Annotated in this window: 12 protein-coding genes; 5 read left to right on the top strand and 7 right to left on the bottom strand. The window is 72.0% G+C overall.

The window, feature by feature from the left end; genetic code table 11:
• Window positions 1-19: 19 nt before the first annotated feature.
• Both SSP29_RS22410 and SSP29_RS22405 read right to left on the bottom strand, forming a co-directional pair.
• Window positions 20-1,519 (bottom strand): sensor histidine kinase, encoded by a 1,500-nt coding sequence (locus SSP29_RS22410; protein WP_089102539.1) that lies wholly within the window; start codon window positions 1,517-1,519, stop codon window positions 20-22.
• On the bottom strand, window positions 1,516-2,241 hold the full coding sequence (locus tag SSP29_RS22405) for a response regulator transcription factor (RefSeq protein WP_089102538.1): 726 nt from the start codon (window positions 2,239-2,241) through the stop codon (window positions 1,516-1,518). The genes SSP29_RS22410 and SSP29_RS22405 overlap by 4 nt, the downstream gene beginning before the upstream one ends.
• A 393-nt stretch (window positions 2,242-2,634) precedes the next feature.
• On the opposite strand from SSP29_RS22405, the gene SSP29_RS22400 reads away from it, so the two are divergent.
• Complete coding sequence (locus SSP29_RS22400) at window positions 2,635-3,144, top strand: transglycosylase SLT domain-containing protein (protein WP_089102537.1); 510 nt, start codon at window positions 2,635-2,637, stop codon at window positions 3,142-3,144.
• Window positions 3,145-3,178: 34 nt separating this feature from the next.
• Here SSP29_RS22400 and SSP29_RS22395 read toward each other — a convergent pair whose 3' ends face one another.
• The gene (locus tag SSP29_RS22395; RefSeq protein WP_150134689.1) at window positions 3,179-4,630 is read right to left on the bottom strand and encodes a purine-cytosine permease family protein; all 1,452 of its coding nucleotides are present in this window, start codon (window positions 4,628-4,630) and stop codon (window positions 3,179-3,181) included.
• A gap of 289 nt (window positions 4,631-4,919) precedes the next feature.
• Here SSP29_RS22395 and SSP29_RS22390 point away from each other — a divergent pair, with 289 nt between their 5' ends.
• Both SSP29_RS22390 and SSP29_RS22385 read left to right on the top strand, forming a co-directional pair.
• On the top strand, window positions 4,920-5,723 hold the full coding sequence (locus SSP29_RS22390) for a serine hydrolase (RefSeq protein WP_089102535.1): 804 nt from the start codon (window positions 4,920-4,922) through the stop codon (window positions 5,721-5,723).
• Between the two features lie 86 nt (window positions 5,724-5,809).
• On the top strand, window positions 5,810-6,988 hold the full coding sequence (locus tag SSP29_RS22385) for an AI-2E family transporter (protein WP_150134687.1): 1,179 nt from the start codon (window positions 5,810-5,812) through the stop codon (window positions 6,986-6,988).
• A gap of 18 nt (window positions 6,989-7,006) precedes the next feature.
• Here the strand turns inward: SSP29_RS22385 and SSP29_RS22380 are convergent, their stop codons facing one another.
• The 4 genes from SSP29_RS22380 to SSP29_RS22365 all read right to left on the bottom strand — a co-directional run bounded on the left by SSP29_RS22380 (window position 7,007) and on the right by SSP29_RS22365 (window position 11,821).
• A complete protein-coding gene (locus tag SSP29_RS22380; RefSeq protein WP_150134686.1) occupies window positions 7,007-9,364 on the bottom strand; it encodes a nitrate- and nitrite sensing domain-containing protein in 2,358 nt (785 codons plus the stop codon).
• Between the two features lie 373 nt (window positions 9,365-9,737).
• Entirely contained in the window at window positions 9,738-10,154 is a 417-nt protein-coding gene (locus SSP29_RS22375; protein ID WP_089102534.1) for a nuclear transport factor 2 family protein, read from the bottom strand.
• 163 nt (window positions 10,155-10,317) lie between these two features.
• Entirely contained in the window at window positions 10,318-10,767 is a 450-nt protein-coding gene (locus SSP29_RS22370; protein ID WP_089102533.1) for a DUF302 domain-containing protein, read from the bottom strand.
• A gap of 139 nt (window positions 10,768-10,906) precedes the next feature.
• Window positions 10,907-11,821, bottom strand: coding sequence for a YceI family protein (locus SSP29_RS22365; protein ID WP_089102532.1), 915 nt, complete (start codon window positions 11,819-11,821; stop codon window positions 10,907-10,909).
• A 314-nt stretch (window positions 11,822-12,135) separates the two neighbouring features.
• Here SSP29_RS22365 and SSP29_RS22360 point away from each other — a divergent pair, with 314 nt between their 5' ends.
• A complete protein-coding gene (locus SSP29_RS22360; protein WP_089102531.1) occupies window positions 12,136-13,860 on the top strand; it encodes a sigma-54-dependent Fis family transcriptional regulator in 1,725 nt (574 codons plus the stop codon).
• A gap of 66 nt (window positions 13,861-13,926) precedes the next feature.
• Window positions 13,927-15,576, top strand: coding sequence for an FAD-dependent monooxygenase (locus tag SSP29_RS22355; RefSeq protein WP_089102530.1), 1,650 nt, complete (start codon window positions 13,927-13,929; stop codon window positions 15,574-15,576).
• Window positions 15,577-15,610 lie beyond the last annotated feature (34 nt).

The raw sequence follows: 15,610 nt of genomic DNA, 5'->3' as shown, positions 1-15,610 counted from the left end.
ATCGGGCAGCGCCGGCGGATCAGTTCCTTGCCGTGGTGGCCGCCTGCATCGGGGCGGCGGTGCCGGCGAGCGGCAGGGTGACGGTGAACCGGGTGTCGCCGGGCGCGCTGTCCACCTCGACCCGGCCGCCGTGCGCCTGGGCGATCGCGGCCGTGATGGCCAGCCCGAGACCCGCCCCGCCCGCGGTCCCGGGGGCGCGGGAGCGGGAGGCGTCACCCCGGGTGAAGCGGTCGAAGACCGCCGGCAGGAGGTCGGCCGGGATGCCCGGACCGTCGTCGTGCACACGGATCACGCAGTGCCCGCCGGCGGCCGCCACCGTGACGGTGATCCGCGTCCCGGCGGGGGTGTGCACCCGGGCGTTGGCCAGCAGGTTGGCCACCACCTGGTGCAGGCGGGACGGGTCGCCGGTCACGGTGGCGGGCGTGTCGAGGCACAGCACCAGCTGCCAGTGGTGGTCCGACCCCGCCGCCCGGGCGTCCCACACCGCGTCCCCGACCAGGGTCGCCAGGTTCACCTCGGCGGCCTCCAGCGGTCTGCCCTCCTCCAGCCGGGCGAGCAGCAGCAGGTCCTCGACCAGGCCCGTCATCCGCGCCGACTGGTCGGAGACCCGGCGCCAGGCCAGCTCCGGTTCGATCTTCCGGGTGTCCACGCCCATCAGCATCAGCTCGGCGTACCCGGCGATCGAGGCGAGCGGGGTGCGCAGCTCGTGGCTGGCGTCGGCGAGGAAGCGCCGCATGTGTTCCTCGGCACGCTGGCGTTCGGACAGGGACCACTCCACGTGGTCGATCAACCGGTTCAGCGCCACCCCGACCTGGCCCACCTCGGTGCCCGGGTCGGTGTCCGGCGCCGGTACCCGGGTGAGCCCGCTGACCTCGCCCCGGTCCAGCGGTGCGTGCGAGACCTCGACGGCGGTGGCGGCGACCCGCTGCAGCGGCCGCAGCTGACGCCGGACCGCCACCGCCGACACCGAACCCGCCAGCACCAGCCCGACCCCGGCGATGCAGGCCTCGATCACGACCAGGGAATCGATCATCTGACGCACGCCGCCCACGGGCAGCCCGGCCAGCATGGCGGTGCCCCCTTCGCTGACGGCCGTCAGCCGGTAGGCGCCCAGGCCCGGGATGGTCCGGGTGCGCAGCCTCCCGTCGGCCGGGATGCCGTCGAGGGCGGCGCACTGGGCCGCGGTCAGGGCACGCGGGCCGCCGTCCGTCACCACCTCGGCCGTGGTGATCTCGGCGCCGTCCAGGAGGGCGGCGAGGGTGCCGGTGTGCTGGCCGCGCTCCTTGAGGAAGCCGAGGCTCGCCCCGGGCGGCGCGTGCTCCCGGCCGCCCTGGCTGTGCTCGGCGGCGTCGGTGACCCGCTGGTCCAGGTCCCGGATCAGGTAGTAGCGCTGGACGAGCACGGTCGCCACGGCCATCGCCGTGCAGACGGCGGCCAGGGTGAGGGAGTGGACGAGGACCATCCGGGCCCGCAGCGAGCGCCCGCGGAGACGGGCGAGGGCCCGCCCGATGACCGTCATGCCTCGTCGTCCGCCGGTCTGATGACGTACCCGGCGCCGCGCACGGTGTGGATCATCGGCCGGCGGTCCTTGTCGATCTTCGCGCGCAGACCGTAGACGTACACCTCCACCAGGTTGCCGCCGCCGTCGAACGAGCTGTTCCACACGTGGTCGAGGATCTGCGTCTTGCTGAGCACCTGGCGGGGGTGGTCCATCAGGAACCGCAGCAGGTCGAACTCCTTGGCGGTGAGCGAGACCGGCGTGCCGCCCCGGTGCACCTCCCGGGTCCGCTCGCCCAGCACCAGGTCGCCGAGGACCCGCACCCCCTCCTCCGCGGCGCCCTCGCCGGCCCCGGCGCGGCGCAGCAGCCCGCGCAGCCGGAGCATCACCTCCTCCAGGGAGAAGGGCTTGGTCACATAGTCGTCGGCGCCGGTGGAGAGCCCGTCGAGGCGGTGCTCCACCGCGTCCCGGGCGGTCAGCATCAGCACCGGCACCCTGGCGTTCTCGTGGCGCAGCCGGCGCAGCACCTGGATCCCGTCCAGGTCGGGCAGCATGCCGTCCAGCACGACGGCGTGCGGTCCGCAGGTGCGGGCGGCCCGCAGCGCGCCGTATCCGTTCCGCGCCACGAACGGCTGCCAGCCCGCCGCGCTGACGGCGACCGAGAGCAGCTCGGTCAGCTCGGGCTCGTCGTCGACGATCAGCACCCGGATCGCGCCCGGCGCCGGTGTGGAGGTGTCAGACATGGGCGGATGCTCTCGCGGCGGCCTGTACGAGAGCTGTGGAGCGAGCCCACCCCATCCCCAGGGCCCCGCGAAGGGCCCTGAACGCGTGACACCCCCCATAGGAGCCACATCACATCCTATCCGGCATCGTAGGAACGGAACGCCCTGAACTGGATATAAGGCACCTATTCGCCACCATTTCGGGCATTCAATCCGAAGTCGGGTAGTACGTCACATCATTGCGCCCCGCTCCGGCGGCCGCTAACCATTGCTCTCGTCGCCGGGAGACGGGCGACGGGCCGAGCGGATCCCCGCCGGGCCCACCCACTCCCGCCGGTAGTACGGGCTCCGCCCAACGCCGCCGCCCACCGCGGCCGGCGCCGACGCCGTCCCAGACCGGAGAGTTGCATTCGCATGACCATGACCACTCGCACCCGCATTGCCCGCCTGCGCACCCTCGGCCTCACCGGCCTCGCCACCACCGGTGCCGCGGCCGCCGCCCTCACCCTGATGCCGGCGAACGCACAGGCCGCCGAACTGACGCAGGTGCACACCTCCACCGCGGTCACGGCCTCCTCCGGCGACAGCAGCCGTACCGGCTCCGCGAACAACCTCGACGGCTGGATCAAGCAGTCGCTGCAGATCATGAAGTCCAAGGGCATCCCCGGCAGCTACGAGGGCCTCAAGCGCAACATCATGCGCGAGTCCGGCGGCAACCCGAGCGCCCAGAACAACTGGGACGTCAACGCGCAGAAGGGCACCCCCTCCAAGGGTCTGCTCCAGGTCATCGACCCCACCTTCAACGCGTACCACGTGGCCGGCACCGCCCGCAGCGTCACCGACCCGGTGGCCAACATCACCGCGGCCGCCAACTACGCCGCCCACCGCTACGGCTCCATCGACAACGTCAACTCCGCCTACTGACGTCGACGTCGACTTCTCGGACCGCAGTCAGGTCCTACGGCTCGCGGTGTTCGTGCGCGGCCTGCTCCAGGGCCGCGGCCTCCGCCTCGGCGATGCGGGTCTCCGCCTCGACGTCGATCGAGCGGGTCAGCAGCCAGTACAGCAGCGCCGACACCGGCAGGCCGATGAACAGCGAGATGTCCGCCCCGTCCAGAGCCTTGGCGGCGGGGCCGACGAAGAGCGTGCCGACCGAGAAGAACGGGATCATGACCGCGAACCCGACCAGGTACGAGATGATCCCCTGCCAGCCCCAGCGGCCGTAGATGCCGTTCGGCTTGAAGATCTCGGCGATCGCGTAGTGACCCTTGCGGACCACGTAGTAGTCCATCAGGTTCACGGACGTCCACGGGATGAACAGATACAGCACCAGCAGCAGGAAGTTGTTGAAGTTCGTCAGGAAGTTCGTCGTCGCCGCCAGTGCGCCGATCAGGGAGAGCGCCGCGGTCACCACAAGGGTGACCAGGCGCACGCCCAGCGTCGGCCGCACCCGTTTGAACGAGTCGATGGCGCTGATCAGGGTCAGTGAACCGCCGTACATGTTCAGTGCGGTGACGGAGATCAGGCCCAGTGCGGAGAACAGCAGGACGATCGCGCCGAAGCCGTCGAAGACCTTGTCGCCGGCGGCGTTGATCGACGGGATCGTGTCGAAGCTGTCGCCCGCCCAGGCGGCCAGCAGCGTCCCGAGCACCATCAGCCAGATGCCGCCGAGCGCCGAGCCGAAGTAGGTCCAGTAGAACGTCTTGCGCACGGTGACGTCCGGCGGCAGGTAGCGCGAGTAGTCCGAGACGTAGATGGCCCAGCTGATCTGGTAGCCGGCGACCACGCCGAACTGCGCCAGGAACGGGGTGACCTTGAACGCGCCGAGGTCGAAGGAGCCCGCCGGGTAGTGCAGGGTGACCAGGACGCCGACGGTGAAGATCCCGAAGATGACCAGGAACGTGTAGGTCAGGAACCGCTCGGCCTTGTGGATGATGTCGTACCCCACCAGGGCCACGACCAGCGCGATGACGGTGACCACGACCACCCAGAGCTTCACACCGCCGTGGATCGTGGTGTCGAGGGCTTCAGCGCCCAGGACGGTGTTGAACACGTTGAAGCCCGCGTACTGCACATACGCGAACAGCCACACCAGCAGCGCCCCGACATAGCCGAACTGCGGGCGGGACTGGATCATCTGCGGCAGTCCCAGCTGCGGCCCCTGCGCCGAGTGGAACGCCATGAAGAACGTGCCGATCAGGGTGCCCGCGACGATCGCCAGCAGCGACCAGATCAGATTGCCGCCCTCCGTGATGCTGATCAGCCCCACGGCCAGGGTGGCGATCTGCGCGTTGGACATGAACCACAGCGGGCCCAGATGCCACAGCTTGCCGTGCCGCTCGTCCAGCGGCACGTAGTCGATGGACCGGACCTCCAGACCGCTCACCCGCGGTTCCGCCGATGTGCTCATGGCACCTCCCAGGGGCCAGTCCGTCACTCTGACCACATTCTTCCCCCGGACCGAGGCGGATGAGGCATGCGGAATTCGTGTTCCGTACACCGGAACGTCCACCTCGCGCGCCTCGCTGTCGCGCCGCTCGCAAGCAGTCCTGTTGCGCTGCTCACAAACGGTTCTGTTGGACTGCTCACAATCGGCCCCGAACCGGTCTCGTCGTGGCGGCGGTCACGTCGCGATCCGGGCATTTTGTCTACGTTCGCAGTTCTGTGTCCCTCCGATCCGAACTGCGAAGGCTCCCTCCATGCCCAACCGAACCCTGTCCCTCGTGGCCGCGGTGGTGGCCCTGCTCGTCGGAGCCGCTCCGGCGGCCATGGCGGCCGGCACCGGATCCGGCCCCGTCGACTTCCGCACCGCCGTGGCGGCCCAGGGCGAGGCGCGGGTGACCGCCGCCGTCCTCGACCTGGACGGCACAGGCCGGGAACCCGCCGTCTACGGCGACGACACGCCGTACGACACGGCGAGCATCGTGAAGGTCGACATCCTCTCCGCCATGCTGCTCCACGCGCGGGACCACCGGCGCGAGCTCACCGCACGGGAGAGCGCGCAGGCGGAGGTGATGATCCGCGACAGCGACAACACCGCGGCCACCGCCCTGTGGCGGGCCATCGGCGAGGCCCCCGGCCTGGAGTCGGCCAACAAGCGGCTCGGACTGACCTCGACCCAGGGCGGCCCGGGCGGCCTCTGGGGGCTCACCCGGACCACCGCGGCCGATCAGATACGACTGCTGCGCGCGATCTTCGGCACCGGCCCCACGCCCCTCGACGCGGCGTCCCGAAGCCGTATCGGCACCCTGATGACCGAGATCGCCACTGACCAGTCCTGGGGCGTCTCGGCAGCCGCCGACTCCGGATGGGCGCTGAAGAACGGCTGGCTCATGCGCACCACCACCGGCCTGTGGGACATCAACAGCATCGGACGCATCACGGCCGGCGGACACCACTACCTCGTCGCGGTCCTCTCCAACGGCAACACGTCCATGGCCGACGGCGTGAACCTGGTGGAACGAGCCGTCCGCACCGCCGTCACCGACGCGGCGGCCCACTGACCCCCTTGGCCCACTGCACCCCACCCGCCGCCCGAAATGCACCTAACGTGCATTGAAGGCGACGGACGCCGGCGACGGGAGGCACGGTGGCGGGTGCGGGCGGGCCGGCGGCCGGGCGGGGCCGCGCGCGCCGGGCGCGGGGCGCGGCACCGGGCAGCCGGACCGCACGCGCGATCCGCATCCCGGAACGCGCCCGAGACCCGCGCGCCTCCGACTCCGTCAGCGCGATCGTCGTCCCCGCCCTGCGGATCGCCGCCGCGTACGCCTGGCGGCTCATCGTGGTCGGCATCGTCGTCTACGGCGTCTTCGTCGTCCTCGGCCGCTTCCAGCTGATCGCCGTCGCCGTGTTCCTGGCCCTGGTCATCACCTCGGTGCTGCGTCCGCTCGCCGACCTGCTGGCCCGGTGGCTCCCCAGGCCGCTGGCCGTGGCGGTGAGCCTGGTCGGCAGCATCTGCCTGTTCTTCGGTCTGCTGGCCCTGGTGGGCAACGCGGTCGCGCAGGAGTCGGCGACGCTGGCCGAGGAGTTCCGCGGCGGCATCCACCGGATCGAGGTCTGGCTGCAGCGCCCGCCCTTCCGGCTCGGGCCGGGCGCCCTGTCACATCTCCAGCAGCAGATCGTGAACTACATCCAGTCCCACCGCTCCAACCTGGCGAGCAGGGCGCTCAGCGGCTTCGGGACACTCGTCGAACTGATCACCGGCGGCGCGCTCGCACTCTTCACCTCGGTGTTCTTCATCCACTCCGGCGAGCGGCTGTGGGCCTGGACCAGCCGCGAACTGCTGCCCGCCGGCGCCCGGAGCGGCTGGGACCGGGCGGGGCGGGCGGCCTGGCGGACCTTCGCCGGCTACACCCGCGGCATCATCATCGTGGCCGCCGCCAACGCCGTCCTCGTCGGCATCGCCCTGCTCGTCCTGCGGGTGCCGCTCGCGCTGCCGCTCACCCTCCTGGAGTTCTTCGCCACGTTCGTCCCGCTGGTGGGCTCACCGGTCGCGCTCAGCGTGGCCACGGTGGTGGCGCTGGCCGGGCGCGGCCCGCTCACGGCCGCCGCCGTCCTCGTGCTCATCGTCGTCATCGGCCAGCTGGAGGGGCATGTGCTGCACCCGCTGGTGATGAGCTGGGCGGTGCGGCTGCACCCCCTCGTCGTCGCCGTGTCCGTCATCGCCGGCAGCATCGTCGCGGGGGTGATCGGCGCTGTCGTGGCCGTGCCGTTCATCTCAGTCCTCTGGGCGGTGGTGCGGGCGCTGCGCCCGGTGCCGCCGCCCTGACCCTGCGGTGCCGGCGGCTCAGCCGTCCTTGGCGGGGCGCCGGCCGCGCTTCGCCGCGCGCCGGGGACGCCCGGACGGCGCCGACGGTGCGGACGACGCGGGTGGTCCGGCCTGCGCCGGAACGTCCGGCGCGGCGGGACCACTGAAGGCGGCGGGCCCACCGGCGGCCGGAGCACCGGCCGAGGCGGGACCACCGGTTGTGGCGGGCACACCGGACGGCGCGGCAAAGCCGGACGGCGCGCCAGGGCCGGGTGCAGGGAGGAGGTCGTCCCACGCCTCGTGCGCGCCGAACGGGTCGGCGGGCCCGTCCGCGAGCAGAGCGGCCAGCCCGGGCGTGGCGCGTGCCCTGAAGGCCGCCAGGGCCAGCGTGTCGGCGTCGGACTCGGTGCCGCTGCGCCAGGTGATGGTGCCGGGGAGCATGACGAGGGAGGTCGTGCCGGACTCCCCGGCGGCCGGCCGCAGCTGGACCCGGATACCGTGCCGGTCGGCGAGCCTGCCCACCACGAACAGCCCCATGTACTGGTAGACGTCGGCGTCCGCGGTCGGCGGATTGGCCAGCTTGTGGTTGATCAGCGCGAAGTCCTCGGGCACCAGACCGATGCCCTTGTCATGGATCTCGACCATGATCCGGGTGTCCGGCAGCCGGGCCGCCGTGACCCGGACCGCCGAGCGCGGCGAGGAGAACGAGGTGGCGTTCTCCAGGAGCTCGGCGAGCAGATGCACCAGGTCGGTGACGGCCCGGCCGTGGATCTCGGCCTCCGGGATGCCCTCCAGCTCGATCCGCTCGTACTGCTCCACCTCGGAGGCCGCCGCCCGGATGACATCGACCAGGGGGAGCGGATGATCCCACTGCTGGGTGGGGCGCTCGCCGCCGAGCACCAGCAGGTTCTCGCCGTTGCGGCGCACCCGCGTGGCCAGGTGGTCCAGCTTGAAGAGGTTCGACAACTGCTCGGGGTCGGCCTCGCGCTCCTCCAGGTCGGTGATCAGGGCGAGCTGGCGCTCGATCAGCGACTGGTTGCGGCGGGACAGGTTGGTGAAGATCGTGTTGACGTTGCCGCGCAGCGCGGCCTGTTCGGCGGCCAGCCGGACCGCCTCCCGGTGCACGTGGTCGAAGGCGCGGGCGACCTCGCCGATCTCGTCGGTGGTGGTGATCGGGATCGGCGTCACCTTGGTGTCGACCTGGCCGGGCACGGCCAGCGACAACTGGGTGATCACCGCGGGCAGCCGCTGCTCGGCGATCTCGATCGCCGAAGCACTGAGCCTGCGCATGCCCCGGCTCATCGAGCGGGCCACCCACGCCGCGAGCAGGACGGCCACCAGTACGGCCCCGAGCGCGAGGGAGCCGTTGACGATCGCCTCCACTCTGGCGTCGGCGGCGATGCTCCGGGCATCGGCGAGGGCCGTGTCGGTGAGATGGACCTCGATACCGCGGTAGGCGTCGAAGGCGAGCGCGGACGCCGCGAAGAACGACTCCGGCGTGATGCCCTCGGCGGCCAGCTGTTCGGTCGGCGTTCCGGCGGCGATCGCGGTGATCATCTTCGGCAGGGCCGGCGGTGTCACGAAGGTCTGCCCGGCGGCCTTGGCCTCCTCGGCGGCCTTGGCCGTCTGCTGCGCGCCCTTCTTCTGCGCGTCCGCCAGCGCCGTCCGCAGCCGGGTCATGTCCCCGGCGGTACCGGCGCCCGCGTACTCCTGGAGACCCACCTGCTCCAGGTAGGCGTAGGAGCTGAACGAGCCCAGCTGGGTCTTCAGTTCGTCCTCGGTGAGCGCGTCGCGGTTCTCGACCAGCAGATGCGTGCCGATGGAGCGCACCAGGGACTCGGCCGCCTGGGTCAGGGAGATGGCGTAGAGGGTGCGCCCGAAGCTCGCCTGGTTGTTGCTGCCGAAGCCCAGTTCGTTCGAGATCTCCATGAGCGGGTGCTGGACGGCGTGGTAGCTCTCCTCCGTCTGCACTCCGGACACCTTGGCCGTGAACGCGTCGGCCCGCACCGCGGGCAGCAGCTTCTCACCCGCCCGCACCAGCTCGATCCGCCGGGTGAGGCCCGCGGTCTTCGGCACCCGGGCCACCGCCGTGTCGAACGCCTTCGCGTCGGCGTCGGTGACCTTGCGGGCCGCCAGTACGGCGGGCGCGTTCCGCTTGCCCTGCAGGAGCGGGATGACCGACACGTCGCGCTCGTTGATGGCGTCACTGGCGTAGGCGTTCGCCGCCTGCACCAACTCCGCCACGCGCACCGCGTCGTTGGCGTCCTGCAGGGTGCCGATCGAGTTCCTCACCCGGACGCCACCGAGGCCGAGGGCGACGAGCACGGGGATGAGCAGAATGGCCTGGAGGCGTCTTGCGACGCGCCAATTGCCGGTCAGAGGTCTGGACTTGGACAAGATCGTCCCTTTTCACAACAGGGATGGTGCGCAGGACTGTGCGCAGCCCGACGTTCAGTTGCCAAGTTTTAACACCCGGAGATCGGGATCGACCGGCGTTTGGGGGAAGCGGTTTCTCCGAAATGGTACAAAGCTCAATCAAAACCATCGGTGGTCAACGCACGGATGATGGAGGAGGGGGCCTGTACCCCTTGGTCCGTTCGGTCGGGCGAACGGACGGGGCTTGCCTCGGCGGGCGAGCGCATGGCGGCAGGCGGTGGCATGGACAGCGGTTTCTGCGCCCTGGACCACGGCGGGCCCGGCGGATCCGCCGTTCGGCTGGCGGCGCCCGATGGGCCGTCCCGAAGTCCGGCATCACTCGGCTACGTGTGCCTCAGGCCGGCCGATCGGCCGGGCCGGTCTGCGGGTTGGTGAACATCGGATTGCCTGCCACGGTGTCCTGCGCGGCGACCTCGCTCTGCAGGACGTCCCAGTGCTCCACCACCAGACCGTCCTCGAAACGGAAGATGTCGACCCCGAGGAGCGGTTTGTCGGCGCCGCCGGAGTATCGCCCGTGGACCATGACCAGGTCGCCCTCGGCGATGATCGCACCCGGCTCGTAACGGGTGTCGTCGGGCAGTCCGGCGATGAATCCGCGCAGTCCCGCCTTCGCCGGCGGGATGAACGGGTTGTGCTGGATGTAGTCCGGGTGCACGTACCGGTCCAGTGAAGCGAAGTCCTTGGAACTGAACGCAGTCGTCAGGAACTCGACGACGACGGCCTTGTTCCGCTCGGTCCGGCTCTCACTCATGGCGATCACTCCGTTGGGCTCTTCGGCCGATCGGTGCACTTCCACGCTATGACGGGATGGGCAGGTCAGCGATCGTGAGGCCCTCGGAACACAATGATCTTCCGAAGTCGCCGGTGTCGTCCGGCAGCTGCGGCGCCTGCGCCCTGCCGCGCCGGAGCGGGACTCAGTCCCGGTCTGCGACGCGGCGCAGCAGTTCCAGGATCTCGGCGTCGAAGCTCTGCGCGACCGCTGTGGCGGCTTCGTCCCGGTGAACGGCTATCGCGCCGGCGACGGAATCGTAGCTCAGCCGTGTTCCGCCGTCGGTGATCTGCTGCACGAGGACCGACACGGGACAGTACAAGCCGACATCCGGCAGTGTCCGGGCCAGTTCCGCGGTCGTCGAAGGCCTGTCGAGAACCAGACGGACCAGACGGCTCACCCCGGGGGCGAGCACGGCGGCCCGGTCCGGACCGACTTCTCCGCACCGGGCCAGGGCCAGCCGGTCGACCTGCCCGCCGGTCGTTTCCCGGGCTTCGATTTCCGCGCGGATGTCCCGGATGACATCCGTGAAGTGCCGTCGCGTACTGATGATGTGCCGCTCAAGGGCGGTGCGAAGGACGTATTCAATGGCCAAGGCTCCTGGGCACCTTTCCTCGAAGGGCCGACGGCGCCGGTCATCGGTCCACTCGGACCGTACGACTCGACCTTTCGGGTGTCTTCACCCGAACAGGTGAGGCGGGCCGCACCCGTCTACCCGGGGGCGGCGCGCATCGTCACTCCGGCGGCGTGGGCGTCTGCGGTGAGCGGTACATCGCCTGCACGTCCAGTTCCAGCTGTACCGTCGGACCCACCACCGCGATGCCGCGGGCCAGCATCGACCGCCAGTTGAGGGTGTAGTCCTCCCGGTGCAGCTCGGCCGTGGCGAGCGCGGCGCAGCGCAGTTCCTCGCCGTAGCCGCCGTTGACCGTGCCCAGGTAGGTGGTGTCGAGCGTGACCGAACGGCTGACGCCGTGCATCGTCAGGGTGCCGAGGAGCGTCCACTTGCTGCCGCCCCGGTAGGCGAAGCGCGTGCTGGCGAAGTCGATGTACGGATACCGCTCGACGTCCAGGAATTCACCGGAACGGAGATGGTTGTCGCGGGTCGTGTTCCCGGTGTTGATGCTGGACGCGTCGATGCGCACCCGGACCGCCGACTGGCTCATGTCCGGGGCGACGGTGATCGCACCGTCGAAACGCTCGAAACGGCCGTGGACATGGGCCATGCCGACATGCTTGGCGATGAACCGGATCGCGGTGTGCGGCGGATCGAAGACCCAGCCGCCGGTCGGCGGCAGCGGCAGCTGCCGGGCCGGCTGCAGCCGGATGCGCGCGGGCGCCGGGCAGCTGTCGGCGACGATCTCGACGGTCTCCCGGTGCGGGTCCAGGCCCTCGGCGACGATCAGCATGCTGTAGCGCCCGGGCGGCAGGGCCGCCATGAAGAAGCCGAAGGGATCGGTCGTGCCCCGGGCCGTCACCTGGTGGGTGTCCAGCGCGGTGACCGTGACGTCGGCGCCGCCGAGCGGCTGGTCGACGGGGTCCAGGACAGTCCGGGCGATCCCGCCCGCACCGGGCGGGAGGGGCAGGGTGAGTCCCGCCGAACGGGCCGGGGCGTCCTTGGACCACCGGCGCCTGAGCAGGCCGAGGGCCATGCTGTTCACCTTTCGTGTCGCGTGCGTGGGAGGAAGGGGGCGGTACGGCCGTCGTGCGACCCGGTGGGGCCGTGACTGTCAGGCACGGCCGAGGCGCCCGCGGGCCCGCTGCCCACGATCAGGACGTCGGTCACGACATCGGTGTGCACGGGGAACGCTCCGGAGGGGGAAGGACGGGAACCGACCGTTCAAGATCATGAGACGGCACGGGCGGCTATGGGTGTCTCAATCCGAGACACGCGGGGTACGACGAAACCCCGCAGGGGACGCCGGTCGTTGCTCCTTCAACTGTTCCCGGTACGGTGAGGGGCGCCATGACCACCGCAGAGCAGCCCCCCTCGGCCGGCCGGCAGTCCCCGGCCCGGCCCGCGCTCGGCCAACTGCGCCGGGCCCGCGCCCGCTTCCTCGCCGGGCACCCGCTGCCGGCGGACGTGCCGGACGAGGTCGCGGCCGCCTGGCGGCGCGCCCGTTTCCACGGCGTACGGCACGACTCCGCGGCCCCCTTCGAAGACCGCGCCCCGCAGCCGTCCGACCCCGCACTGCTCGAAGCGGCCCGGCCGGTCCTTGAGCGACTCGGCCCGGTGCTCGACCACGAGCACGCCACCCTCCTGCTCACCGACGCCCGGCTCCGCGTGGTGTGGTCCGCCGGGCACGCCCCGCGGGACACGTTCTGTCCCGACCTCTCCGAGCAGAGCGTCGGCCCCAACAGCGCGGCCCTGGCCCTGCGCACCGGCCACCGCGCCGAACTGCACGGACCCGAGCACTTCCTGGACATGTGGCAGGAGGTCTCCGCGGTCAGCGTGCCGCTGCGGGCCCCCGGCGACGGCAGGCCGGTCGGCACGGTCACCGTGGCGTCGGCCCTGTGCGGCGGTTGCGCACCGCACCCGCAGGCGGCCCTGGCCGAGGCGACGGCCGCGGTGGTGGAGGCGGAACTGCGGGCGCACACCCGTCCGCCGGTGCGGGCCCTGCTCGACGCCTACCTCACGGCCTGCGCGGAGCAGGACCGGCCGGTGGTGGCGTTCGCCGGGCACAGCCGGCTGGTGAGCGAGGCCGCGGGCCGGCTGCTGGCGGCGCGGGACATCGAGGACCTGGAACGAGCCGTGCACACGGCGCTGCGCGAGGACGCGCCCGGCGCCCGGCTCCCGTGCGGCGCCACGGTCCAGGTCGTCCGCCACCTGGGCGAGACCGTCGGCGCCGTCGCCGTACTGGAACCGGCGTACGGCCCTGTCCCCGCCGTCCCCGCCGGGCGCCCGCCCACCACGTTGGCCGGGCACTCGGTGCCCTGGCGGCACGCCACCGAGCGCGCCGCCGAACTGGCCGCCACCCGCGCCCCCCTACTGCTCGTCGGCGAACGCGGCACCGGAAAGACCTCCCTGGCTCGCGAGTTGCTCGGCGGGGCCGATCCGCTCGTCGTCGACGCGGCCGAAGGGGACCTGCACGAGGCCCTGCCCGCCGACCCCCGCGACAGTCTCGTGCTGCGCCACGCCGAACGACTGGCACAGCCGGACGTGGCGGCGATCGTCGCCCTCCTCGAAGCCCGGCCCACCGCACCCCTGTTGGTCACCTACACCCCCGGAGCGCCACCCGGCCCCTGCCTCCAGCGGCTCCTCGACACCCTGGCCGCCCGCTCGGTCACCCTGCCCGCGCTGCGCGAACGCCCCGAGGACATCAGGGAGTTGCTCACCGCCGTGGCCCCGGCGACGGAACCCGGCCGGCCCCCGCTCACCTGGACACTCGATGCCCGGCGCGCCCTGGAACGGTACCCGTGGCCCGGGAACATCACGGAACTCGCCCATGTCGTACGGTCGTTGGCGCAGCAGCGCCGGACGGTGGGGCCGGTCCGGCGCACCGAACTGCCCGACCCCGTACGCGAGGGACCCGCCGGGCGCCCGCTGAGCCCCATGGAACAAGCGGAACGCACCGCGATCCTGGAGGCCCTGCGCCGCCACGGCGGGAACAAGGCCCGCACGGCGGCCGCCCTGGGCATCGGCCGCGCGACGCTCTACCGCAAACTGCGCACCTACGGCAGCCGCGCGTAGCCGCCCGGCCGCGCCCGGTGCCGCCGCGGGCGTCCCGGCTCGCCGCCCGCCCGCGGCGGGGCCACCATGGAGGGACGCAACCGGTCCGGGGCTACCTGCTGGGAGGCGCCCGTGACGCACACAACCGACGTCCTGATCGTGGGCGCCGGCCCGGTCGGGCTGAGCGCCGCCGCCGAACTCCGCCGGCACGGTACGGACTGCCGCCTCGTCGACCGGCTCCCGGCCCGGCTGCCGTACGCCAAGGCCGTCGGCATCCAGCCGCGCACCATCGAGCTCTGGGACCGGATGGGCCTGGCCCGCACCGTCGTCGAGCACGCCGTGCCCATGCGCGGACAGTTGGTCTATGTCAATGGCGAGGAGACCGGCCGGGTCGAGCTGACGCTGCCGCCCGAGGTGCCGTACGGCTTCGCCGCGCTGCCGCAGTACGAGGTCGAGCGGATCATCGAGGAGTACCTGAACGGGCTCGGCACGGTCGTCGAACGCGGCACCGAGCTCCTCTCCTTCACCCAGGACCAGGACGGGGTCACCGCCCGGCTGCGCACCGCCTCGGGCACGGCGGAGGAACTGCGCGTCCGCTACCTGGTCGGCTGCGACGGGGCGCACAGCGCCGTCCGCAAGGGCCTCGGCCTCGACTTCGCGGGCGGGGCCTTCACCGAGGAGTACATGCTGGGCGACGTGGTGGCCGACTGGGACCTGCCGGCCGGCTACGGCATCAGGTCGGAGCACCGCGGTGCCGACGGCACCACGGACGACCTGCTGGTCTGCATCCCGCTGCCCGGACCGGGCCGCTACCGCATGGCCATGCTGGTCCCGCCGGAACTCGCCACCGAGGACACCGGCGGTGCCGTCGGCGCCGACGGGGTGGCCCACGGCCCGCAGGGCGACCGGCGGCTCCCCGAGCTGCCCGACCTCCAGGCCGTCGTCGACCGCCTCGCGCCCCGGCCCGCGACCCTCTCCCAGCTGCGCTGGTCCGCCGTCTTCCGCATTAGCCACCGCATCGTCGACCGCTACGGCGAGGGACGCGTCTTCGTCGCGGGCGACGCGGCGCACATCCACCCGCCCACCGGCGCCCAGGGTATGAACACCGGCATCCAGGACGCCTGCAACCTCGCCTGGAAACTCGCCCTCGTCCTGCGCGGCGAGGCCGGTCCGGCCCTGCTCGCCAGCTACGACGCCGAGCGCCGCCCGGTCGGCGAGGAAGTCGTCGGCCGCACCGTACGCCACGCCGAACACGGCATGGCGGCCGACCCGGACGACCCGCGGACCGTCGTGCTCCGCGAGGCCCAGCTGCTCGTCGGCTACCGGGACGGCCCCCTCGCCACCGCCCCCTACGGACCCCCGGACGTCCCGCAACCCGGCGACCGAGCGCCGGACTGCGCCGGTCTCACCACACCGCTCGCCGCCTACCCGCTGCGCCTGCTCGACATCCTGCGGGGCCGCCCGGACCACGTCGTGCTGCTCTACGCGGCGGACCCCACCGACGTGATCAAGGCCGTCCTCGCCCCCGGCTGGGACGTCCTGGCCATCCGTACGGAGGACGGCACCCATGTGCCCCTCGTCCCCGAATACCTGGACACGGCCGGTGAGTTCGCCCGCCTGTACCGCCCCGACGGCCCCACCGGCTTCGTCGTCCGCCCGGACGGTCACCTCGGCGCCCGCTTCCCCCTGGCGACCACCGAGACCGCGCTCGCCGACTACCGCGAGGCGCTCGGCTGAGGACCGCTCCCGGCACTCCGGACGACGGCCGGCG

Origin of the sequence: Streptomyces hyaluromycini, assembly GCF_002217755.1 — a bacterium.
Classification (GTDB): domain Bacteria; phylum Actinomycetota; class Actinomycetes; order Streptomycetales; family Streptomycetaceae; genus Streptomyces; species Streptomyces hyaluromycini.
Note: the sequence above shows the minus strand (reverse complement) of the source record. Positions and strands in the feature narration are given on the sequence as shown.